Source organism: Chryseobacterium sp. OV279, assembly GCF_900128945.1.
GTDB lineage: Bacteria > Bacteroidota > Bacteroidia > Flavobacteriales > Weeksellaceae > Chryseobacterium.
Genome location: NZ_FQUD01000003.1, coordinates 912,659 through 933,375 on the forward strand (window position 1 = coordinate 912,659; position 20,717 = coordinate 933,375).

The 20,717-nt window shown below is 37.2% G+C and carries 23 protein-coding genes; 10 read left to right on the forward strand and 13 right to left on the reverse strand.

What is annotated here, in order from left to right; translation table 11 throughout:
- Nucleotides 1-254 precede the first annotated feature (254 nt).
- Nucleotides 255-2,885: a cyanophycin synthetase gene (cphA, locus tag BUA72_RS16650; protein WP_034725318.1), complete on the reverse strand. Its 2,631-nt coding sequence runs from the start codon at nt 2,883-2,885 to the stop codon at nt 255-257.
- A gap of 198 nt (nt 2,886-3,083) precedes the next feature.
- Between cphA and BUA72_RS16655 the strand changes: the two genes are divergently transcribed.
- From BUA72_RS16655 to BUA72_RS16665, 3 genes are all read left to right on the forward strand, one after another.
- Nucleotides 3,084-3,974 (forward strand): cyanophycinase, encoded by an 891-nt coding sequence (locus BUA72_RS16655; protein ID WP_394332549.1) that lies wholly within the window; start codon nt 3,084-3,086, stop codon nt 3,972-3,974.
- Nucleotides 3,975-4,067: 93 nt separating this feature from the next.
- Nucleotides 4,068-4,910, forward strand: coding sequence for an isoaspartyl peptidase/L-asparaginase (locus tag BUA72_RS16660; protein ID WP_072923992.1), 843 nt, complete (start codon nt 4,068-4,070; stop codon nt 4,908-4,910).
- Between the two features lie 97 nt (nt 4,911-5,007).
- The gene (locus BUA72_RS16665) at nt 5,008-5,244 is read left to right on the forward strand and encodes a YtxH domain-containing protein (protein ID WP_034725316.1); all 237 of its coding nucleotides are present in this window, start codon (nt 5,008-5,010) and stop codon (nt 5,242-5,244) included.
- Nucleotides 5,245-5,409: 165 nt separating this feature from the next.
- On the opposite strand, the gene BUA72_RS16670 is transcribed toward BUA72_RS16665, so the two are convergent.
- From BUA72_RS16670 to BUA72_RS16705, 8 genes are all read right to left on the reverse strand, one after another.
- On the reverse strand, nt 5,410-6,189 hold the full coding sequence (locus BUA72_RS16670; protein WP_072923994.1) for a GLPGLI family protein: 780 nt from the start codon (nt 6,187-6,189) through the stop codon (nt 5,410-5,412).
- 64 nt (nt 6,190-6,253) lie between these two features.
- Complete coding sequence (locus tag BUA72_RS16675; protein ID WP_072923995.1) at nt 6,254-6,463, reverse strand: hypothetical protein; 210 nt, start codon at nt 6,461-6,463, stop codon at nt 6,254-6,256.
- Between the two features lie 359 nt (nt 6,464-6,822).
- Nucleotides 6,823-7,614 (reverse strand): class I SAM-dependent methyltransferase, encoded by a 792-nt coding sequence (locus BUA72_RS16680; protein ID WP_072923997.1) that lies wholly within the window; start codon nt 7,612-7,614, stop codon nt 6,823-6,825.
- An 84-nt stretch (nt 7,615-7,698) separates the two neighbouring features.
- Nucleotides 7,699-8,343: a GNAT family N-acetyltransferase gene (locus BUA72_RS16685; RefSeq protein WP_072923998.1), complete on the reverse strand. Its 645-nt coding sequence runs from the start codon at nt 8,341-8,343 to the stop codon at nt 7,699-7,701.
- 15 nt (nt 8,344-8,358) lie between these two features.
- A complete protein-coding gene (locus BUA72_RS16690; RefSeq protein WP_072924000.1) occupies nt 8,359-9,192 on the reverse strand; it encodes a PH domain-containing protein in 834 nt (277 codons plus the stop codon).
- A 12-nt stretch (nt 9,193-9,204) separates the two neighbouring features.
- Nucleotides 9,205-10,128 (reverse strand): PH domain-containing protein, encoded by a 924-nt coding sequence (locus BUA72_RS16695; RefSeq protein ID WP_072924001.1) that lies wholly within the window; start codon nt 10,126-10,128, stop codon nt 9,205-9,207.
- A 91-nt stretch (nt 10,129-10,219) separates the two neighbouring features.
- The gene (locus BUA72_RS16700; protein ID WP_072924003.1) at nt 10,220-10,729 is read right to left on the reverse strand and encodes an SHOCT domain-containing protein; all 510 of its coding nucleotides are present in this window, start codon (nt 10,727-10,729) and stop codon (nt 10,220-10,222) included.
- Nucleotides 10,730-10,734: 5 nt separating this feature from the next.
- Nucleotides 10,735-11,271 carry a PH domain-containing protein gene (locus tag BUA72_RS16705; protein WP_072924004.1) on the reverse strand — a complete coding sequence of 179 codons (537 nt, stop codon included), beginning with the start codon at nt 11,269-11,271 and terminating at the stop codon, nt 10,735-10,737.
- Nucleotides 11,272-11,380: 109 nt separating this feature from the next.
- Here BUA72_RS16705 and BUA72_RS16710 point away from each other — a divergent pair, with 109 nt between their 5' ends.
- Nucleotides 11,381-11,671, forward strand: a complete 291-nt coding sequence (locus BUA72_RS16710; protein WP_072924006.1) for a hypothetical protein — start codon at nt 11,381-11,383, stop codon at nt 11,669-11,671.
- Nucleotides 11,672-11,729: 58 nt separating this feature from the next.
- Here the strand turns inward: BUA72_RS16710 and hisS are convergent, their stop codons facing one another.
- The 3 genes from hisS to BUA72_RS16725 form a co-directional block, all read right to left on the reverse strand.
- Complete coding sequence (gene hisS, locus BUA72_RS16715) at nt 11,730-13,079, reverse strand: histidine--tRNA ligase (RefSeq protein ID WP_072924007.1); 1,350 nt, start codon at nt 13,077-13,079, stop codon at nt 11,730-11,732.
- 123 nt (nt 13,080-13,202) lie between these two features.
- Complete coding sequence (locus BUA72_RS16720) at nt 13,203-13,658, reverse strand: HRDC domain-containing protein (protein WP_228407908.1); 456 nt, start codon at nt 13,656-13,658, stop codon at nt 13,203-13,205.
- Nucleotides 13,659-13,672: 14 nt separating this feature from the next.
- Nucleotides 13,673-14,005 (reverse strand): single-stranded DNA-binding protein, encoded by a 333-nt coding sequence (locus BUA72_RS16725; RefSeq protein ID WP_072924010.1) that lies wholly within the window; start codon nt 14,003-14,005, stop codon nt 13,673-13,675.
- A 412-nt stretch (nt 14,006-14,417) separates the two neighbouring features.
- On the opposite strand from BUA72_RS16725, the gene BUA72_RS16730 reads away from it, so the two are divergent.
- Genes BUA72_RS16730 through BUA72_RS16745 form a run of 4 tightly spaced genes read left to right on the forward strand, consistent with a single transcriptional unit; the run spans nt 14,418 to nt 17,213 of the window.
- The gene (locus BUA72_RS16730) at nt 14,418-15,323 is read left to right on the forward strand and encodes an arginase family protein (RefSeq protein WP_072924011.1); all 906 of its coding nucleotides are present in this window, start codon (nt 14,418-14,420) and stop codon (nt 15,321-15,323) included.
- Nucleotides 15,323-15,925 carry an HPP family protein gene (locus tag BUA72_RS16735; RefSeq protein WP_034725296.1) on the forward strand — a complete coding sequence of 201 codons (603 nt, stop codon included), beginning with the start codon at nt 15,323-15,325 and terminating at the stop codon, nt 15,923-15,925. Before BUA72_RS16730 ends, BUA72_RS16735 begins: the two co-directional genes overlap by 1 nt.
- Nucleotides 15,926-15,929: 4 nt before the next feature.
- Nucleotides 15,930-16,274, forward strand: a complete 345-nt coding sequence (locus tag BUA72_RS16740; protein WP_047456112.1) for a DUF2116 family Zn-ribbon domain-containing protein — start codon at nt 15,930-15,932, stop codon at nt 16,272-16,274.
- A 27-nt stretch (nt 16,275-16,301) separates the two neighbouring features.
- A complete protein-coding gene (locus tag BUA72_RS16745; protein WP_072924013.1) occupies nt 16,302-17,213 on the forward strand; it encodes a TIGR01777 family oxidoreductase in 912 nt (303 codons plus the stop codon).
- Between the two features lie 42 nt (nt 17,214-17,255).
- Here the strand turns inward: BUA72_RS16745 and BUA72_RS16750 are convergent, their stop codons facing one another.
- Nucleotides 17,256-17,678 (reverse strand): MarR family winged helix-turn-helix transcriptional regulator, encoded by a 423-nt coding sequence (locus tag BUA72_RS16750; RefSeq protein WP_072924014.1) that lies wholly within the window; start codon nt 17,676-17,678, stop codon nt 17,256-17,258.
- Nucleotides 17,679-17,726: 48 nt separating this feature from the next.
- On the opposite strand from BUA72_RS16750, the gene BUA72_RS16755 reads away from it, so the two are divergent.
- A complete protein-coding gene (locus BUA72_RS16755; RefSeq protein ID WP_072924016.1) occupies nt 17,727-19,982 on the forward strand; it encodes an ATP-binding cassette domain-containing protein in 2,256 nt (751 codons plus the stop codon).
- 145 nt (nt 19,983-20,127) lie between these two features.
- Nucleotides 20,128-20,709, forward strand: coding sequence for a GDP-mannose pyrophosphatase NudK (nudK, locus tag BUA72_RS16760; protein ID WP_072924017.1), 582 nt, complete (start codon nt 20,128-20,130; stop codon nt 20,707-20,709).
- Nucleotides 20,710-20,717: the final 8 nt, after the last annotated feature.

Below are 20,717 nucleotides of genomic sequence, written 5' to 3' on the forward strand. Positions count from 1 at the left end.
AACAATGCATAGTTTAAGCTTGCAAAGACGGAATCGATCAGGGATCGATTCGATTAAGCAAACGTTTCCCCATTCAACTTCATTAGCGGTTCTACCGTCTTCTTTGCATGACATAAAAAGTAGAACATACTTTTAATAAAACTTAACGTTAAAAAAACTCTCGCAGATTGAACAGATTTTGCAGATCATATGATCTTTTGTTTAAAATAAAAAACGGCTGAAAATTCAGCCGTTTTACATATATCTTATTTATTTTATGAATTTTTATCGTCTTCCAGCAGCTCCCGTGCCTGATACTCCTGTACAAGGTCGATTGCGTTTGAAATAACGTCACTTAAAGCCGTAATGAAAGTTCCGTCCTCAGCCATTCCCATGGCGTGTTTTAAGGCTTCAATTTCTTTTGGAATGATCTCATAGCTTACATCTCTTCCTGCTTCATTGATCCCGTCGATAATCAATCCATTGATCTCCTCTTCAGTTCTTCCTCTAAGGTGCTTTTCATTTCTGATAATGATGTAATCAAACATTCTTCCGGCGATTTTTCCGCACTCTCTGATATCACTGTCACGTCTGTCACCTACCCCGGAAATAATACCGATTTTCTTTGTAGATTCTACGTTTTTAAGATAATCTTCGATCGCTTCATACCCTGAAGGATTGTGAGCAAAATCAATAAGCACCTTGAAGCTTTTGAATTTAAAAACATTCAGTCTTCCCGGTGTAAGCTGGGCACTCGGAATAAAAGTTCTCAGAGAATTGGAAATATCTTCAATGGCAAAACCGTAAAGATAACTGGCCAAACTAGCTGCCAGAACGTTTTCGATCATAAATCTGGCCTTCCCTTCCATCGTAATCGGGAAGTCTTTGGCCTTTCCTATTCTGATCTTCCAATCGCCTTTTTTAATCGTTACAAAACCTTCTTCATAAATACAGGTAATTCTTCCTTCTTTGGCAAATTTTACAATATGAGGATTATTTTCATCCATACTGAAAATGGCAACTTTGCTGTCAAGATCATTGATGATCTTCATAGAATATTCGTTGTCTGCATTCAGAACGCTCCAGCCGTTTTTCTTTACACTGTCCAGAACTACTCTTTTTACTTTCGTCAGGTCTTTCAGATTGTGGATATCATTCATTCCCAAATGATCTTCCTCAATATTGGTTAAAACTCCAATATCACACTGTGAAAATCCTAAGCCTGAACGAAGAATCCCTCCTCTGGCTGTTTCCAGCACAGCAAATTCAACAGTCGGATCTTTTAAAACAAATTCAGCAGAAAGAGGTCCGGTAGTGTCTCCTTTTGTAAGCATCGTATTTTGAATATAAATACCATCAGAAGTCGTGAAACCTACTCTGTAGCCGTTGCTTTTTACAATATGTGAGATCAGTCTTGTCGTTGTTGTTTTTCCGTTGGTTCCTGTTACTGCAATAATGGGAATCGTAAAAGGTTTTCCCGGAGGATATAGCATATCAACCACCGGTGCTGCTACGTTTCTCGGAAGACCTTCGCTTGGAGCCAGGTGCATTCTGAATCCCGGTGCAGCATTCACTTCTATGATCGCAGCGCCGCTTTCTTTTAGGGGTTGCGTAAGATTTTCTGCCATAATATCAATACCGCAGACATCCAAACCAATGATTTTGGAAACTCTCTCAGCCATCGTGATATTTTCCGGATGTACCATATCTGTAACGTCTATGGATGTACCCCCTGTAGAAAGATTGGCTGTAGACTTTAAATACACGATTTCTCCTTTGTGAGGAACCGTTTCAAGGGTATAATGAAGTTTTTCAAGAAGCTCGGATGTATCTTTATCCACTTCTATTTCGGTCAGGACATTTTCATGACCATATCCTCTTCTCGGATCTTTATTTTCTTTATCGATCAGCTCCTGAAGATTCAGTTCACCATCACCCACAACGTGAGCAGGAACTCTTCTTGCCGCAGCCACCATTTTATTATTAATGACCAAAACCCTAAAGTCGTAGCCTGTAACATATTTCTCAACAATTACTTTTCTGGAATATTTCTGAGCATGTTCCAACCCTATTTTGGCAGCTTCCCAATCGTTTACATTGATGGAAGACCCTTTCCCATGGTTTCCGTCCAGTGGTTTCAGAACGATAGGATAACCAATCTTTCTGATGACATCGGTTAAGCCTTCTTCATCCACGACCAAATCTCCGATAGGAACCGGAATAGCCGCATCATGAAGCATTTTTTTTGTCAACTCTTTATTGCATGCAATATCTACCGCGATAGAACTTGTCTTTCCGGTAATGGTCGCCTGAAAACGCTGCTGATTCACACCGTAACCAAGCTGTACAAGCGAGTTTGTTCCTAATCTGATCCACGGAATTCTTCTGGAAACCGCTTCCTCTACAATACTTCCAGTAGAAGGCCCCAGACGAACACGTTCTCTGATTTCTTTTAATCTATGGATACAGGCATGAATATCATATTCTTTATCTTCAATAAGAGCTTCTGCAATCTTTACGGCTTCTTCAGCAGCATAAATCCCTGCATTCTCTTCAATATAATTAAAGACCACATTATATATTCCCGGTGATTTTGTTTCACGAGTTCTTCCGAAACCTACATCCATACCCGCCAGCGTCTGTATTTCCAGGGCGATATGTTCAATGACATGTCCCATCCAGGTTCCCGTTTCTATCCGGTGAAAAAATCCGCCCTCTACTCCTTCTGAGCATCTGTGAGTAATGAGAGACGGGATCAGTTTTTGAATTCTTTCCCTGAATCCGTCGATCTTGTTGGTAGGATAATTCTCCATTTCTTCAAGGTCCAATCTCATCTGTATCAGCTTCTTTCTTCTGATACTCCAGATATTTGGGCCGCGTAGTGCCTGTATCTTCTCAATTTTCATAATCTATTTGCATTTTTATCAGTTAACAATAACTCCTTCAAAAATCAAAGATAATGTAAAACCCTAAACGAAACTATACCACATTTAAACATTTCTCAAAAAAGAATTAAAATAAATTAACAATCCTAAAAGATTAAAAATCATTTAAATGTGGTATGAATTTCGTCAAATGTCAATTATTTTTTAAATTTGCATACTATGATGAGACCCGTTGGAAAATTAATTATTATCGGAGGAGCTGTAAACAAAGGAAGTTTTGCAGAAACCGATTTCGACCAGAACATTGAAAAAAACCTTAATTTCTTTGAAAGAGGGATCTTGCGAAAGATCATTAACGAATCAAAGCACAAAGAAAATTCTGTCATCGAAATCGTAACGACAGCCTCGCAAATCCCACAAATTGTAGGTACAGAATATAAAAAAGCTTTTGAATTTCTGGGTGCCAAAAATGTAAACATCCTCGATATCCACAACCGTGAAGAGGCCAATTCCGATGCTATGGCCGCAAGGGCTAATGCTGCAGATGTGGTGATGTTCACCGGTGGAGATCAGCTTAGACTGACTTCTATTCTCGGAGGAACCCGATTTCACGATACCATTTTACTGAAATACCAGGAACAGGATTTTATTTATTCCGGAACTTCTGCCGGTGCAGCCGCCGCTTCTGAAAATATGATTTATCAGGGAAGCAGCTCTGAATCGCTTTTAAAAGGTGAAATTAAAACCACCCAGGGATTAGGTTTAATAGATAACGTCATTATTGATACGCATTTCGTACAGAGAGGCAGAATTGGACGTCTTTTCCAGGCTGTAGTCAACAATCCACGAACATTGGGAATCGGATTGGGTGAAGATACCGGACTTTTTATTCATGATGACGTCATGACTGCTGTAGGTTCAGGTCTTGTGATCCTGGTAGACGGACGATTCATTAAAGATACGAACCTTACCAATATCAACCTTGGAGAACCTATTTCTATCGATAACCTTACCGTACACGTCATGTCTATGAATGACCATTACGATCTTACCACAAAAAAACTGACGATAGAGAATTCTCAGTTTAATCCGATACCGCAGGACAAATAAAAGTAAATGGTCAATGATGAATCGTAAATTTCATCAGCTAAAATTTTTAACCTTATCTTGACAATTGATTTTCACAATTGACACCTATAGTATATGAAAATAATAATCCACGGCGGTTTTTTCTCCGAAAGCGATCAAAGCCATGAAGTAAAGACAGCTAAACAAAATTCTTTGAAGCATATCGCTCAGAAAGCCTTTGATTATCTTCAGACTCATTCTGCATTTGATACAGTAGCCTATGCTGTTTCCCTTCTGGAAGATGATCCTTTGTACAATGCAGGCATTGGTTCCCAGATACAGAGTGACGGTGTGATCCGTATGAGCGCCGCTATTATGGACGGACAAACGCAGAAATTAAGCGGTGTGATCAATCTTCAGGAAGTAAAGAATCCTATTTTCGTAGCGAAAGCACTCATCAATGAAGATGACAGGGTTCTCGGCGGAAATGGAGCTAAAATATATGCATCCGAACACGGTTTTGAAAATTTTTCTACTGAAATTCCTCAGAGAAGAAGCGAATATGAAGCTAAACTGAATAATGGCGGAAAAGGGACTGTAGGCTGTGTTGCTCTTGATAAAGAAGGGAAACTGGCTGTGGCAACATCTACCGGAGGAAAAGGCTTTGAAATTCCGGGAAGGATATCAGATTCAGCGACGGTGGCAGGAAATTATGCCAATGCCATTTGTGCTGTAAGCTGTACAGGTGTTGGAGAAGATATTATAAGCAATGCCACTGCTGCAAAAATCGTCACAAGAACCACAGACGGGATGAGTCTTAAACAGGCCTTTACCAAGACTTTTGAGGAGCTAAAAGTGATTGACGGGTTCGCAGGAGCTATCGCGATAGATAAAGACGGAAATATCTATCATCAGGATTCTTATCCTACGATGGTCTTTGCAAGTTTTGATGGTGAAAGTTTTGGAGTCTTCCAATAATTTTAACATTTTTTTATCATCTGATTTAATTTTTTGGCACGTATTTTACATGTTTAGTAATAACAAATTTTAATACAACATCTTAAAAATAGAAATCATGGGAAACAAGACAAAAGGTTTATTAGCTTTACTAGGAATTGGCGCTTTAGCATATTGGAAATACAAAAATTCTACTCCTGAAGAGAAGCAGGCTGTAAAAGATAAAATCAATACCGCTAAAGACAATCTGAACAAATGGGGAAATGATGTAAAAAGCAAAGCCAATGACGTGGCTTCCCAGGTTCAGAACAAAGTAGATGAAGCTAAGACAAAAGCAGAAGATTCTTTAAGCTAAAAGCAGATTAGTTTTTTTAACATTCATATATAGAAAGTCATCGTAGTCTCAGGATTACGATGACTTTTCTTATAGGCAAAAAGATGGAATGATAAAAATAATAACTACCAAAATAAAGGAGAAACACCCTAGTATGGGGTTTATAAAGCTGACAAATATGAAAATCTATTCTATGCTTAGCTCAATGGGATTATAATTTTTTATTAAAGCTTCAGCATTACGTCTCATATACTCTATATCTTCCTTGCTTTCAATAAATTGTTCATTTAATCTCATTTTTCCTGCGAGTCTATTTTTAAAGACTTCTGCGACTTTCTCCTTTGTCAGTTTTTTGACATTGTTTGCAATATTGGCGGATTTACATATGTATTTTCTTTTGCGGAAGGCATAGAGAGTATAATGATAATCATCTTTACTATCATAAACTTCAGTAATCAAACCCGGTAAACCATTAAATTTATATGGTCCGAATGAAAAAGGAATATCAATTGTAAACCATGCTATCCAAGTTCTGCCATATTTTATGGCTTCTGCTTTTTGGCATTTATAACCTGCAACTGTTTTAAACTCATTTTTAATCTTCCATTGAATATTATTTGATTCTTCATATCCAAAATAAACATAATTAATTTCATCAGTAACATATAATTTTCCTGAAGTGGTACCGATATACCCCCTAAAATCGGTGTTATACTTCATAGCTTCTTCAAGCGTATTAAGTTTCTTTTCTACTATTAAAGAATCTGAGATATATCTATGTAAATCTTTAAAGAAAGATGAGTTTTCATTGATAAGAAGTGCAAAAGTCGTTTCTTTTTTTAAGGCATTAGCCTTTGATAATTTATAGTTTAACTTATAATCTGCTTCATAGACAACATTAAATTTTTTTTGAGAAAAAACGATGATAACCATTAATAGATGAAATAATACTATACTTTTTTTCATTTTAATTGTCTTTTTTCCAATTAAAGACCACCAAATTTTATGGCGGTCTTAGATTCTTTAATTTTTAATGATGATAGATATGAACAACCACGTCTCCTGAACCAGGGCACTGTTCACCATTGACATCACCAAGATAGTTTGCTAATTGATCCAATGACATATGGTTAGCAATTGTTTGGCTAACTTGAACAACTTTTCCACAAGATGTTCTGAAAGGGAATGCAGAAACTAAACCTGCTAAGAATAAAGTTCCTAATAAAATTGTTTTTTTCATAATCGTTTTTTTTAATGATTAGCAATTAATTTTAAAAAAATCATTTTAAAAATATACAATAAATCAAAACAGGTAAGAATTATTTTATTATGTTAAATATCTGATTTACAAATATTTACATAACTTGATAAAATTCATTAAAAAAAATAAATGGGATTCATAATACTCAAAAAGATAATTATAAAAGAATTTAAAATAATAGAATAAATTATTTTTTTAAAGAGTAAAAATAGCTCAAGAAATTGATCAAACTTTAATCAATATCAAATCCAAGGCTCTTGGTATAGAGTCTCAAAGAATATGAGAAGAATCCGGAATCAATGAGTGAATTGATGTATTAACGAAAGAAGTAAATAAACCTACTTTTGTCTTCCTCTTAAGCTATACACCATCGGGATTTTATTTCCTATGTGTGCAATTCTCCATTTTCCTTTTTCAAACTCGTCCAGATGGCTAAAACATGGATAGGGTGACCAGTCAAATTCCTGAAAGATTTCCAGCTCAATTTGATGGTTGATCAGATTTTGAAGGACTTCGCCCAGAGAATGGTTCCACATCACGTATTCCTGAATAATATCGGCAGATCTGTCAGCGTAAGTGCCTTCAAAGGTTTCTACAATGGGCTTTTCATTAAAATAATTGTAGGCTACTTTGGTAAAATCATCATCGAACATCCAAACTGCCGGATGGAATTCTGCCATGACAAATTTCCCGCCAGGCTTTAGAAAATGACTGATCACACCAGCCCATTGATCAAGATCAGGCAGCCAGCCTATGGTTCCGTAGCTGGTATACACAATATCAAATTTCTGATCCAGAATATCCGGAAGACTGTAAACATCCGAGCAAATAAATTTGGTTTCGGTCCCGCATTGTTGGGCAAGATTTTTTCCGGCCTCAATGGCTTTATCCGAAAGATCAATTCCGGTGACCTCCGCTCCCATTCTTGAAAGCGAAATAGAGTCCTGACCAAAATGACACTGCAGGTGCAGAACACTTTTTCCTTTTATATCTCCTAATAGCTCCAGTTCTATGGAGTTGAGAGAGGTTCTTCCTTTTAAAAATTCATCAACAAAATAGAAATCCGATTTCAAATGCGGGTCTACTTTGGCATTCCAGGAATTTTTGTTGATTTCCAGGTAATTTTCCATGGTTTTATTATTTTCGACAAATATACCTAATGTTTCTAAATCTTATAATGGGGATTTATTAAGGTTAACTTTAAACCTTAAAAATTAAATTTTGGGAATAACGATAGACGTATAAGGACTATAAAGCTCCCACCCCATCGATTGATAAAGACTTCTCCCCACTTCGGTAGCTACTAAAAAATTATTTGAAATACCTTTTGATACAGCTACTTTTTCAAGTTCCTGCATCAAAAAAGTACCGAGACCTTTTCTTTGGTGCTTCTCTTCTGTTATAATTCTGTCGTAAACAGCGAGATCATCTACCATCACAACACGGCCGACACAAGCCAGTTCATCGTTTTCCGCAATGATTTTAATGACTGTTGTGGAATTGTATTTTTCAGATTCAATCCGGTAGCCTTTGCATAGGTTTGCAACCTTAACCTTCATAGGTCCGAAACAGGACATCATGTAACCGGGAGGCTGTATTACCCATTGATCAGGTACTTTATTTTTCACTTCATCCGGAGAAGCACAAACTTTGAGGTAGATCCAGTGTTCGTCAATTTGTTTTGAAAGTTCGATAAAATCATCATTCAACTCAGAAAAAATATATCTTATTTTTTGCTTTTCCTCTCCTACTTCTACTTTAAAGCCTGATTTATACCGTACCGGAAGAGGAAGCTGCCTTGACAGTGACCATGCTTTCAGCCATTTCTCTACAATATCATGAGATACTTTATCAGCCATGATTATGGATTATATTTATGAAAGCTGGCCCAGAAGTTTCTTTTTCTGCTCTGCAAATTCCTGTTCGGTTAAGATTCCGTTTTCCCTTAATTTCCCCAGTTTTTCAAGTTGCTCAAAAATAAGATTCGATGCTACTTCTTTTGTTTCCGGCGTCTCTTTCGGTGTTTTATTTTGATTATAAATTTTATGGATGAAGTCGTAAAAGCGTTCTCCATCCAGCCTGTCACAGAAACATTCGAACTCAACAATTTTATCCTGTGTATGCAGTTTAATAACCGGAGATATGGAATTGTTTACAAAACTTACTTGACTGATGGTTTCGTTTGGATATTCATTTACTTTTACCGGTGCAAACATAGCTTTCGACACAGAAACAATTCTCTTGGGAGTCACCAAAAGCATTCCTGCATCTACCGTTTTTATGAACTGAGCATCAGTGGCGGCCAGAATAACCTCATCTATGGCAAGAATGTGAGGCAGTTCTTTGATTTCGCCTTTTGCAAACATAGAGAGATTGGCTCCTACCTGCTCCAATTGATATTTTATTTCTTTCAATCTTCTTTTGTAAAGATCCCGGGACATTTCATTAGAGGCAAAAACCACCATACTTTCTATTTTATTTTCCTGAGGTTGTTCAGTTGTTTCCGGTTGTATTGTACCTGTTTCTACAAGATTTTTAATATCCCGGATGCTGAATGTATTGAGATTATACAGAAGTTCCTGATGGATACTGCTTACTTTATCCAGACATTTGTTGCAGAGATTTCCGCCGTCCGAAAGTTTATTTTCGCCGAGAAGCGTGTCTATTGACGTCAGTTCAGCACTGCATAATGCACAGATATTGCTCATTGTATGGTCTTTTTAAAGTTTAGCCAGAAGCTTTTTCTTCTGTTCTGCAAATTCTTCTTCCGTCAGAACCCCCATTTCCCGAAGTTTGCCCAGTCTTTCAAGCTGTTCAAAAATCAAGGAAGGTGCTGCTTTTTGTTCAGAATTCTGATGGGGTTTAGGAGGCTGCTGTACAACTTGTTGTTGTTGTTGTTGTTGTTGTTGTGCCTGCATCTGCTGTATTCTGATTTGATCTTCAGAACGTCCGATATAATTCTGTATGGCATCGTGGAAATTTTTTGCAGCACTTTTTATATACAGCTTAAATTCAGCAGTGAAGCCGGGGGTGTATACCTTTAGCGTTGAGGATATCAGACTGGTATCATGTTCTACCGAACTTACTTTTTGCAGTAAAAATTCGTTTTCAAAGACTCCTCCGAAAAATTTCTTATCAACGAAAATAATTCTTCTCTCGGTGGAAACCACAATCCCTTCCAGATTATTATGAAGGTATTTTCCTTCTGCAATGGCAATAAGTCTTTCATTTTCATCAAGGACATTCACAAGTTCCTCTACCTCACTATTTACAAAAAGACTAAGCTTAGCGCCCGTTGCTACGATCTGATCTTTAATTTCATCCAATCTGCTAGGCTCATCCGGTGTATACGTGAACTGAATACTTTGGGATGGGGTTTCAACGATCCTTGGCTGGGCAATCTGTATAGTTTCAAATGATTCAGTTTCGATGGCCATTTCCGGTTCGCTTCCTTCATTCAGGACCATACTTCTTATTTGAACAATACTGTAGTTACCCAGGTCTGACACCAGGTCTTTATTGATATTGGTGGCTTTATTGAGACATTTATTGCAGAGAACTCCTCCGTCGGAAAGTTTATTTTCGCCTAATAGCGTATCCATGGATGTGAGTGTACTTCCGCATAAAGCGCATTCAGTGTTCATTTGGTTTTATGTTTAATAGTTTAAGGATTAATGCTCAGTAATGTTTGCATTAACCCAAATTACAACTTTGTATTTATAGTGAAAAATAATATTACAATTTTTCAAGTAGTTTTTTCTTTTGTGATGAAAATTCTTCCTCTGTCAAGATTCCACCTTGTCTTAATTTTCCGAGCTGTTCCAATAAAACGAAAACAGATTCTTCATGATCATTTTCTTCTTCTGCGATATCCTCTCTATTGCCAAATATAAAAGTATTCACCTTTTTATTAAATTGTGATGCCATCATTTCATCAACTTTTCCAATTCCGAAAACTTTATCATCTGTATATACAGAGACCATCTCCTGAGGTTCAAGGTAATTGATTAAGGTAATTTTTTCGTGAGGAATTACATCTATAAAATCTGTTCCGATTCCTTTTAAAATTAACCGCTGATTGGTAGATAGAAGAAAAACCGCATTATAATCATAAATTCCATCGATGATATGAATAATATTTTCACTTTCCATCAGAAAATCAGAAAAGTTACTCATTTCTGATTGTGCCCATGAAAAAAGATCGGGATTTATTTTTCTGATCTGATATTGTATATTTTCCATCATCCCTTTTAGAGCTTTTCCATGAGTTTTTTCTTCTGTGCAGCGAATTCTTCTTCCGTTAAAACTCCACTGTCCTTAAGTCTTCCCAACTGTTCCAATTGATCTAAAACGGTAGGTTCAGATTTATTCTGGAAATATTCCTTAGGACGGGCCATGAAGTCTCTTACCTTTTCACAAAACAGTTCTGCATAATATTTCCCGACATTATCGATCTCCAGAACATTATCTGAGATATGAATGTCTATGGAAGCCAGCATCAATGACTTTTCATATTGTATGGAACTTACTTTATCATAAGAAAAATCTTCTACCTTTAGTCCATACATGAATTCTTTATCCACAAAAATCAATCTTCTTTCGGTTGCCACCAAAACAATGTGGTGATTGGTCAATTTATTTCTTCCTTCAATCAGATACACCAGTTTTTCGTCTTCCGAAAGCACGTCCGGCAATGCATGAATTTCTTTTCTGGCAAAAATGGTAGGATTGATGTCTAAGGTTTCCAACTCATCTTTTATTTGATCAAGTCTTGATTTTTCGCTCATTATTAGTTTTTTATAAATGGGACATATTACAAATTTAATTTTTTTTAAAATACGGAAAACCATAAGGCTGGTATTTTACACCTAATTATTTTTGAATAAAATTTTTATCATGGCACTAATTACAAAAACCGATCTTTATTTTACAGACTATTCCTGGAGTGCAATAGAACCCGATGATCCAAGGGTGACCGGTGAACCCGACAGCACTTTACTAAACAGAAAAGAAGGCTATGAAATTCTTTATTTCATCAATAAACTCAGTGATATCTGGAGTTTACAAAATAAATTGTCAGCTATAAAAATTGAAAAAATGATAAGGTTCGAAGTTCCATCCAACATACACAGTCAGTTGAATATTCGAACTTGGATTCATGATAACTGGAATGAAAGCAGATTTTAAAAATTACAAAAAAAGCATTACCAGGTTGGTAATGCTTTTTTTTATGTTTTCCCAGATATTATCCTAAAAATTCTTCCTGAGAAAGCGTTTTCTGCTCTCCTGCTGTAAGATCTTTAAAAGTAACTGTTCCGTTTTTTATTTCCTCTTCTCCCAAGAACACCAGGTTTTTAATTCCTTTCTTCTCGGCGTAGGTAAACTGTTTATTCAGTTTTGCATTTTCAGGGTAAAGTTCTGCAGAGATTCCTTTTTGTCTCAACTGCATAATCAGTTTCAAAGCGTCTACAGTTCCTTCTCCGCCGAAATTAGCAAACAGATATTCTACCTGAGTGGTAGCTTCTTCAGGAAAAAGATTAAGTTCTTCCATGACCAGATACACCCTGTCCAGACCGAACGAAATCCCGATTCCCGGAATGTTCTTCACTCCGAATACTTCAGTAAGGTTGTCATATCTTCCGCCGCCGCCGATAGATCCCATCGCTACCTCATCTGCTTTTACTTCGAAGATAGCTCCGGTGTAATAATCCAGACCTCTCGCCAGTGTAATATTGAATACAAGATTCTGCATATCTACACCAAGATTCAGAGACTGTGTCAGAACATATTCCAGTTCTTCCACTCCTTTCAGTCCAATTTCACTGTCTGCAAACTTCTCTTTCAGTTGAAGAAGGTTTTCCAGGGCATCATCCGATTGGTTAAATAAAAATTCTAATTTATCTATAGACTCCTGAGAAATTTCTCTCTCTAATAACTCCTTCACCACACCTTCTTTCCCGATCTTATCAAGTTTGTCCAGGGCCACTGTAAATTCAATCAGTTTATCCGTAATACCCGCATATTCTGCAAGACCGGAAAGGATCTTTCTGTTGTTCATATGAATGGTAACAGGAATTTTAAGATCAGAAAACGATTTCAGATACAACTGAACCAGATCTACTTCCTGTAAAAGGCTTTCGCTTCCCACTACATCGGCATCACATTGGTAAAACTCTCTGAATCTACCTTTCTGTGGACGGTCTGCTCTCCAAACCGGCTGGATTTGATAACGTTTGTAAGGAAAAGTCAGTTTCCCATGATTCATCGCTACGAATCTTGCAAAAGGTACCGTAAGGTCATAACGAAGGGCTTTGTCTGAAATTTGGGAGATTAGTTTCTGATGGTTTTTATTATCCCAGTCTTCCTGATTCACTTTTGAAGCATACTCTCCTGAATTTAAAATTTTAAAAATCAGTCGGTCACCTTCTTCCCCGTACTTTCCTGTCAAAGTAGAAAGATTTTCAAAGCTTGGTGTTTCCAATGGCTGAAATCCGAACAATTCGAAATTATTCTGTAATATATTGATGATATATTTTCTTCTGGAAACTTCCTGTGCTGTAAAATCTCTCGTTCCTTTTGCTAAACTTGGCTTCATTTGCTGTATGTCATTTTGATATATGCAAAAATAGGGAATTGAAAGGACTTTTCCGAAACATAAAAAACTGAGGAAAGAATCTTCCCCAGTCTTCGATGGATTATCATCATTAAGTCCGAAAAATCAGACGCTTTCAAGGATTTCTAAAATCTCTTCACCATAATTTTCAATCTTATGTTTTCCGAAACCTTTGATGTCAAGCAATTCTTCTTTTTTCACAGGCTTATACTTGGCCACAGACATCAGTTCTTTATTACTCGCGATAAAATAAATGGGGAGATTCTGTTCTTTCGCCTTCTCTGATCTCCAGTATTTCAGGGCATCTAAAATTTTTTCTTCATCTGAGTTTAAGACATCATTATCTGCAGAGTACTTAACTGCTTTTGGCTCTTTCACAACATTTTTAGCGGCTTTAGCCTCTTCAAAATACAGGACCACGGACCAATAACATTCATCATTTACAAAAGCGGTTTCCACTTTTATAATTTCGTTTACTTCCAGGAAATCATCAAGCATTCTTTGATCTTTATAGAGAAATTCTTCCGGAAGTCTGATTTTAAAAACTTTTACTTTCATCATTTGTGTTTTTAAAATTATTTACTCCCCAATAGCAGGATTTCATCGATTCTGATCTCTGTAATATATCGCTTTACACCATCCTTATCATCATACGATCTGTAGATAAGCTTTCCTTCAATAGCAATTTCTTTTCCTTTCGGTACATATTTCTGAAGGATCTCAGCTGTTTTTCCGAAAGCAATCAGATTGTGCCATTGTGTTTCTTCTACTTTTTCACCTTTCGCATTGGTATAATGATCGCTGGTGGCTAAAGACACGCTTGCTTTTACGCTTCCGCTTTCGAAGTTTACGGTTTCAACTTCTTTTCCTGTGTAACCAATTAATGTTACTTTGTTTCTTAGTGACATAGCTTTAAAATTTTTAAGATTAATAATTCAGATAAGAGACGTTCACTTTCTTTCTCAAATCTCTGTTGCAAAGATTGTCACAGCACACTGGCTTAGTCGGTTATAAACTATTTAAATTCATTTGTATTCGTTTGTTGTCGAATAATTTTCATCTGGTTTTTTTAAAATTATTCCATTAAGTATGTCGTTAAAATCTATTTTGTTTGTAATTGAAAAAAAATTGTGATTATTTTTTAATTCAGGGATAAAAATTTAATATCTATTTCCAGTCATTAAATTTTTAAAATATTATCGCCATTTTCTTTAATTATTCTCATCATAGCAATGAGCAAAAAACATCTGAAAAGAATACAATGTATGGTTTTACCCGTTTTCAAACGGATAATTCCGTACCTTTGAGGAAATATCATCTATGAAAAGGGACATCAATATTTTTGAGTTTCCTCTCAATTTGGGATTAAAGAAAAAAGAGCACGAAACTGAGCCCGGTGTCAGAAAACTTCCGGACTGGCTCAGAAAATTTGATTTCCATCAAGAAATCAATCCTCAACATATTTTCAGACTGGAAGCACCGGATTATTCGATGGAACTTGATCAGGAATCAGGTGTTTTAAATGCAGACGGTATTGTAGAATATGCCCAAAAACAGGCTGATTTCATCTTAAAAAATAACAAAGAAGATTCCTTCAATATTATGCTTGGTGGTGACTGCAGCATTTTAATAGGAACGGCCCTGGCTTTAAAGAAACTTGGAAATTTCGGATTATTTTATTTGGACGGACATACGGATTTCATTCCTGTTCATCTTTCGGAAACAGCTGCCGCTGCAGGGCTTGATCTTGCTATTGTTACCGGAATGGGGCATGAAAAGTTAACCAATATTCAGGGACTTAAGCCTTATTTTTTGGAAGAAAATATTTTCTGTGCCGGAAATGCAGAAACGCATGATAAAGAATATGTAGGACAGATTATCAATTCAGATATTCATTATTTTGATGTGTATGAATTGAGAAAAAATGGTTTTGAAAAAACAGCAGAAGATTTTCTAAAGATGGTTAGCAGCAAAGCTCTGGACGGATTTTTCATTCACCTTGACGTTGATGTTCTGAAAGACGAACTGATGCCTGCCGTAGACAGCAGAATGGAAGATGGAATTGATTATGAAAATCTAAGAGAAATCCTGAAACCTCTGCTTCATTCTCCCCTATGCTTCGGAATACAAATCACCGTTCTGGATCCTGATTATGATGAAAATGGAACGTATACAAAACCTTTCGTAAAGAATTTAATTCAACTTATAAAAAATAAAGAAGATTAATGAAGAAGACTATAAAAAGAACATTCAGGGTATCAAAATATGTAATCTACAAAGAAACCCTGGTTGATTATAAAGAACATTTCTGGTCGTTTCTGGGAGCATTTGTAGGTATTGGACTTATTGCATTTATCCAGTCCCACTCTGTTTCCGCTACCGAAAATATATTCCTGATCGGATCTTTCGGGGCCTCCAGTGTTTTGATCTATGGAGCGATCCAGAGTCCTTTGGCCCAGCCTAGAAACCTTGTGGGAGGACACGTGCTTTCAGCAATTGTAGGTGTTACTGTTTATAAAATTGTTCCCGATATTATCTGGCTTTCGGCCCCGCTGGCCGTTGCATTTTCCATTGTATTGATGCAATATACCAAAACCCTTCATCCACCGGGAGGCGCTACGGCCCTGATCGCTGTGAGTTCTGTGGGTAAGATTCCTGAATTGGGCTACTGGTACGTTCTTTCACCTGTTTTATCAGGCTGTATTATTCTTCTCCTTGCCGCCCTGTTATTCAATAATATGACGCCAAACAGAAGCTATCCCACCCATACGAGATTCAAAAGACTTTTAAGAAAAAAACACGAGCATACCCACAAAATGAAAAAATAAAAACATGGAATGTATTGAATGTGGCGAAAAAATTATCGGGAGATCTGATAAAAAATTCTGCAATGATGCCTGCCGGAACGCCTACAATAATAAGCAGAATAAAGACTCCACCAATCTGATGCGGAATGTAAACAACAGACTCCGCAAAAATTACCGTATTCTGATGGAATTAAATACGGACGGTAAAGCAAAAATTGCCAAATCGAGGATGGATGGCTTGGGTTTTGATTTCGATTACTTCACCAACCTGAAAGTGTATAAAAATGGCTCTGAATATAGATTTATTTATGACTATGGTTATAAACTTTTAGAAGAAGATTTTGTTCTGATCGTTAAAAGTCAGTCCTAATCTCACACCATTCCTAAATATCGTATTATGAAAGAAATCGTTCTGATAACCGGTGCCGGCGGCATGATCGCCCGTAAACTGTCTAAAAAGATAGAAAAAGAATTCACCGTTCGCTTCCTTACCCGAAAGAAAAAACATGAGAATGATTTTGAATGGGACATCAAAAAAGGAACAATAGATGAATCTGCACTGGACAATGTTTCCCACATCATTCATTTGGCGGGAGCCAATATTTCTGAAAAACGCTGGACCAAAGAAAGAAAACAGGAACTGATCTCCAGCCGTGTAGATTCTGCGGGACTGCTTCTGGAAACGCTACGAAAGAAAAATATAAAGCTAAAATCCTTTATTTCCGCTTCAGGGATCAATTATTACGGTACCGTAACTACGGACAAAATATATACAGAAAATGACCCTCCGGGAAATGACTTTCTCAGTGAAGTGGTGGTTTTATGGGAAAGAGCTGCAGACGATTTCAAAGAGCAGAATCTCACCGAAAGAGTGGTAAAAATACGAACAGCCGTTGTCCTCTCCAAAGAAGACGGAGCCCTGAAGAAAATGCTCCCAACGATACAATACGGGATCGGATCTGCTTTGGGAAGTGGAAAACAGTATATGCCGTGGATCCATATTGAAGATATCTGCTCTATTTACGAAGCTGCTTTAAAGAATTCAGCTATGAATTGGGCTTATAATGCCGTTTCTCCGCAACATACCACCAATGAGAATTTAACCAAAAAGATCGCGGAGGTCCTGAACAAGCCATTGTTTATGCCGAATGTACCTGCTTTTGTTTTAAAACTGATATTCGGAGAGTTGGCAGATGCTTTACTGGAAGGTTCAAGGGCTTCATCACAAAAGATTCAGGAGACGGGATTTCAGTTTAAATTTCCTGATCTGAAAGGGGCCTTGGAGGATTTGTTGAAAAAAGATCAGTGAGCAACAAAATAGTTAGGAACATATCCGGATTTCTGTGTGTTTTTATATTTTAATATTTTTCAAAACCTTGTTCAGCAGGACTGTGAGTGTCTGTAATTCATGATTATCCAGGACAGCTGAAACCTGATCAGTAACGGTTTTTCGGAAATCTTCAGAATTGTTTATTAAAAATTGGCCTTTTTCTGTGGCAGAAAGATTAAATATTCTTCTGTCGGAACTGCTTTGTTTCTGTTTGATGAGATCATTATCCATTAAAAATCTGATCTGTTTTGACACGGCAGCATGGCTCACATTAAATGCTTTGGAAATCTGCTTTCCGGTCGCCTCTTCTTTTCGGTACACATACTCTATTATATTGTAATGGGTTGCCGTTACCCCACTGATATTTCCTTTATTCATATTCGCCAGTATAAAACACTGTAAATCTGTAAAGACATCAAAAAAATCATTATTCTGTTGTTTCATGAAAAATACTTAACTTAGTTAACTATTAACAAAGTTAATGAAAATATTATGAAAGAGATTATTATTATCCACGCCCGACAGAATAATTTGAAGAATATTTCATTACGTATTCCAAAGAACAAAATAACGGTCTTCACGGGAGTCTCCGGATCCGGGAAATCATCTTTGGTATTTGAAACCATTGGAGCCGAAGCGCAACGCCAGATCAACGAAACACAAAACAGCTTTGTCAGAAACCGGCTGCAGAATTTTGGGATTCCCAATGTAGATAAAATCGAGAACCTGAATGTACCGTTTATTATCAATCAGAAAAGATTGGGTGGAAACGCACGCTCTACCGTAGGAACTGCCACGGATATTTATGCTTCCCTTCGATTGCTTTTTTCCAGAATTGGAGAACCGTTTGTTGGGTACTCCAACGTATTTTCATTTAACAATCCACAGGGAATGTGCCGTGAGTGCGAAGGATTGGGCTATGTACAGACGGTAAACGTTGACACTCTTTTTGACAAAAACAAATCGCTGAACGAAGGGGCCATACAGTTTCCGACATTTCAGCCCGGTGGCTGGAGACTGACCCGCTATATTCATTCAGGCTATTTTGATAATGATAAAAAACTTAGAAATTTTACAAAAGATGAATGGGAACTATTATTAAATGCAGAAGAGCACACTCCTAAAAATCCAAATAAAGAATGGGGAAAGACCGTAAAATATAAAGGCGTCATTCCAAGAATAGAAAACTCATTTCTAAAAAAGGATTCACAAGAAAATGTCACCAGAAAAGATACTTTAAAGAAAGTCATCATTACTAAAGAATGCCCTGTTTGCAAAGGACAGCGTCTCAATTCAAAGGTACTGACCTGTACAATAAACGGTAAAAACATTGCAGATTGTACAGCTTTATCCATCGATGATTTACTCAGTTTTATCCAGAAAATACCCGCTGAAAAATATGCTTCCGTCATACAGGAACTTGAAAAGAAACTTCAAAACCTCCTGGATGTAGGTTTACAGTATCTGAGTCTGGACCGGCAAACAGCCACACTTTCAGGCGGGGAATCCCAACGGATAAAAATGGTCAAACAGTTGGGGAATAGTCTCGTAGACCTCTTGTATATTTTTGATGAACCCAGTATTGGTCTCCATCCGAAAGATATTGATCATATTGTAGATATCATCAAAAAAATACGGGACAAGGGAAATACAGTCCTGATTGTGGAGCATGATCCGGATCTGATCAAAATAGCTGATTTGATTATTGATATGGGTCCCGGTTCAGGAAAAAACGGAGGTGAAATCATGTATCAGGGAAGCTTCAGGAATTTAAAAAATGCGAAAGGCAAAACAGCCAGCTATTTCAGCAGAGAAAGGGTTTACAATACCAACCCCAGATCAGCAAAAGGTTTTCTTGAAATAAAAAACGGTCATCTTCACAATTTAAAAAATGTCAGTTTCAAAATACCTACCGGAATCATGACCGTAGTAACGGGTGTAGCGGGTTCAGGAAAAAGCACACTCATCAATAAAGTTTTACCATCGTTCTACCCTCAGGTAACCGTAGTAGATCAGTCCGTTTTCACAGCGAGCAGCCGCTCAAACCTTTTAACCTATCTGAATCTGTCAAATACCGTAAGGAAGCTTTTTTCAAATGCCAACCATGTTTCTGAAAAACTTTTCAGCAGAAACGGAGAAGGCGCATGTCCGAATTGCAGGGGATTAGGGGTTGAAAAAATAGACCTTGCTTTTATGGATGATATTGAACAGCCTTGTGAAGTCTGCCACGGATCAGGATACAGGCCTGAGGTTTTACAGTATCAGTACCAAGAAAAAAATATCGCTGACATTATGAATATGACCGTTTTGGAAGCACTTCACTTTTTCCCGAAATCCGGGTTTGAACATGAGCTCAGTCTGCTGATTAAATTAGGATTGGACTATCTGACGCTCGGACAAAGGCTGGACAGTTTTTCAGGTGGTGAAAGACAGCGTTTAAAGCTGACCAAAGAACTGAATCATACCGATCAAATCATTATTTTGGATGAACCCAGCACAGGACTCCATCCTATTGATAATGAAAAGCTCTTATCTTTCCTTGAGGAACTGGTTGATAAGGGAAATACCCTCATCGTTATTGAACATAATCTGGATATCATTGCTCAAGCCGACTGGATTATTGATATCGGTCCGGGAGCAGGAAAACTCGGTGGTAACATTGTATTCGAAGGAACTGTGGAAAATTTGCTGTCTGCAAAAAATTCTGCGACCTCCGTTTATTTAAAAAAACATCTGAAAGGCAAATAATGTATTGATGCATAAATAAAAACTGTTGTCCCGACCGCCTTATTTTAAGGGTATTTTAAAGCTGTGTTGAAAAAGAAATATTAATTTAGCACTTATATAAATTCCATCAGGACACCAATCAATCTAACAAAAGAAGACAGCTACGATGCAGAATCCTAAGATCAACATTATTACAACAGAAATTCTTTCTGACAACTGGTACACTTTAAACAAAGTCACCTACACCATCGCCAAAAAAGACGGAACTACAGAAACCCAAAGCAGAGAAGCCTATGACAGAGGAAACGGGGCCGTGATCCTGCTTTATAACAAAACTTCAGGTACTGTGATTTTGACGAGACAGTTCAGATTGCCTACGTTCATCAACGGAAATACCACAGGAATGCTTATCGAAGCCTGCGCAGGCCTGCTGGACAATGACAATCCGGAGGAATGTATCAAAAGAGAAACCGAAGAAGAAACCGGGTACAAAATCTCAAAAGTGGAGAAAGTATTTGAAGCCTATATGTCGCCAGGCTCTGTAACGGAGATCCTTCATTTTTTCATTGCAGAATATTCTTCTGAGATGAAAATAGCAGATGGCGGCGGACTTGAAGAAGAAGGCGAAAACATTGAAGTTCTGGAACTTTCATTTGATGATGCGCTTTCGATGATAGATAGCGGAGAAATCATGGATGCAAAGACCATTATGCTTATTCAATATCTGCGTATTAAAAACATTGTATAGAAAATAAG

What these genes read in the sequence shown, in the direction of transcription:
- cphA (WP_034725318.1), bottom strand. Translation starts at nt 2,885, where the DNA reads ATGAAAATTGAGAAGATACAGGCACTACGCGGCCCAAATATCTGGAGT.
- BUA72_RS16655 (WP_394332549.1), top strand. Translation starts at nt 3,084, where the DNA reads ATGATGAGACCCGTTGGAAAATTAATTATTATCGGAGGAGCTGTAAAC.
- BUA72_RS16660 (WP_072923992.1), top strand. Translation starts at nt 4,068, where the DNA reads ATGAAAATAATAATCCACGGCGGTTTTTTCTCCGAAAGCGATCAAAGC.
- BUA72_RS16665 (WP_034725316.1), top strand. Translation starts at nt 5,008, where the DNA reads ATGGGAAACAAGACAAAAGGTTTATTAGCTTTACTAGGAATTGGCGCT.
- BUA72_RS16670 (WP_072923994.1), bottom strand. Translation starts at nt 6,189, where the DNA reads ATGAAAAAAAGTATAGTATTATTTCATCTATTAATGGTTATCATCGTT.
- BUA72_RS16675 (WP_072923995.1), bottom strand. Translation starts at nt 6,463, where the DNA reads ATGAAAAAAACAATTTTATTAGGAACTTTATTCTTAGCAGGTTTAGTT.
- BUA72_RS16680 (WP_072923997.1), bottom strand. Translation starts at nt 7,614, where the DNA reads ATGGAAAATTACCTGGAAATCAACAAAAATTCCTGGAATGCCAAAGTA.
- BUA72_RS16685 (WP_072923998.1), bottom strand. Translation starts at nt 8,343, where the DNA reads ATGGCTGATAAAGTATCTCATGATATTGTAGAGAAATGGCTGAAAGCA.
- BUA72_RS16690 (WP_072924000.1), bottom strand. Translation starts at nt 9,192, where the DNA reads ATGAGCAATATCTGTGCATTATGCAGTGCTGAACTGACGTCAATAGAC.
- BUA72_RS16695 (WP_072924001.1), bottom strand. Translation starts at nt 10,128, where the DNA reads ATGAACACTGAATGCGCTTTATGCGGAAGTACACTCACATCCATGGAT.
- BUA72_RS16700 (WP_072924003.1), bottom strand. Translation starts at nt 10,729, where the DNA reads ATGATGGAAAATATACAATATCAGATCAGAAAAATAAATCCCGATCTT.
- BUA72_RS16705 (WP_072924004.1), bottom strand. Translation starts at nt 11,271, where the DNA reads ATGAGCGAAAAATCAAGACTTGATCAAATAAAAGATGAGTTGGAAACC.
- BUA72_RS16710 (WP_072924006.1), top strand. Translation starts at nt 11,381, where the DNA reads ATGGCACTAATTACAAAAACCGATCTTTATTTTACAGACTATTCCTGG.
- hisS (WP_072924007.1), bottom strand. Translation starts at nt 13,079, where the DNA reads ATGAAGCCAAGTTTAGCAAAAGGAACGAGAGATTTTACAGCACAGGAA.
- BUA72_RS16720 (WP_228407908.1), bottom strand. Translation starts at nt 13,658, where the DNA reads ATGATGAAAGTAAAAGTTTTTAAAATCAGACTTCCGGAAGAATTTCTC.
- BUA72_RS16725 (WP_072924010.1), bottom strand. Translation starts at nt 14,005, where the DNA reads ATGTCACTAAGAAACAAAGTAACATTAATTGGTTACACAGGAAAAGAA.
- BUA72_RS16730 (WP_072924011.1), top strand. Translation starts at nt 14,418, where the DNA reads ATGAAAAGGGACATCAATATTTTTGAGTTTCCTCTCAATTTGGGATTA.
- BUA72_RS16735 (WP_034725296.1), top strand. Translation starts at nt 15,323, where the DNA reads ATGAAGAAGACTATAAAAAGAACATTCAGGGTATCAAAATATGTAATC.
- BUA72_RS16740 (WP_047456112.1), top strand. Translation starts at nt 15,930, where the DNA reads ATGGAATGTATTGAATGTGGCGAAAAAATTATCGGGAGATCTGATAAA.
- BUA72_RS16745 (WP_072924013.1), top strand. Translation starts at nt 16,302, where the DNA reads ATGAAAGAAATCGTTCTGATAACCGGTGCCGGCGGCATGATCGCCCGT.
- BUA72_RS16750 (WP_072924014.1), bottom strand. Translation starts at nt 17,678, where the DNA reads ATGAAACAACAGAATAATGATTTTTTTGATGTCTTTACAGATTTACAG.
- BUA72_RS16755 (WP_072924016.1), top strand. Translation starts at nt 17,727, where the DNA reads ATGAAAGAGATTATTATTATCCACGCCCGACAGAATAATTTGAAGAAT.
- nudK (WP_072924017.1), top strand. Translation starts at nt 20,128, where the DNA reads ATGCAGAATCCTAAGATCAACATTATTACAACAGAAATTCTTTCTGAC.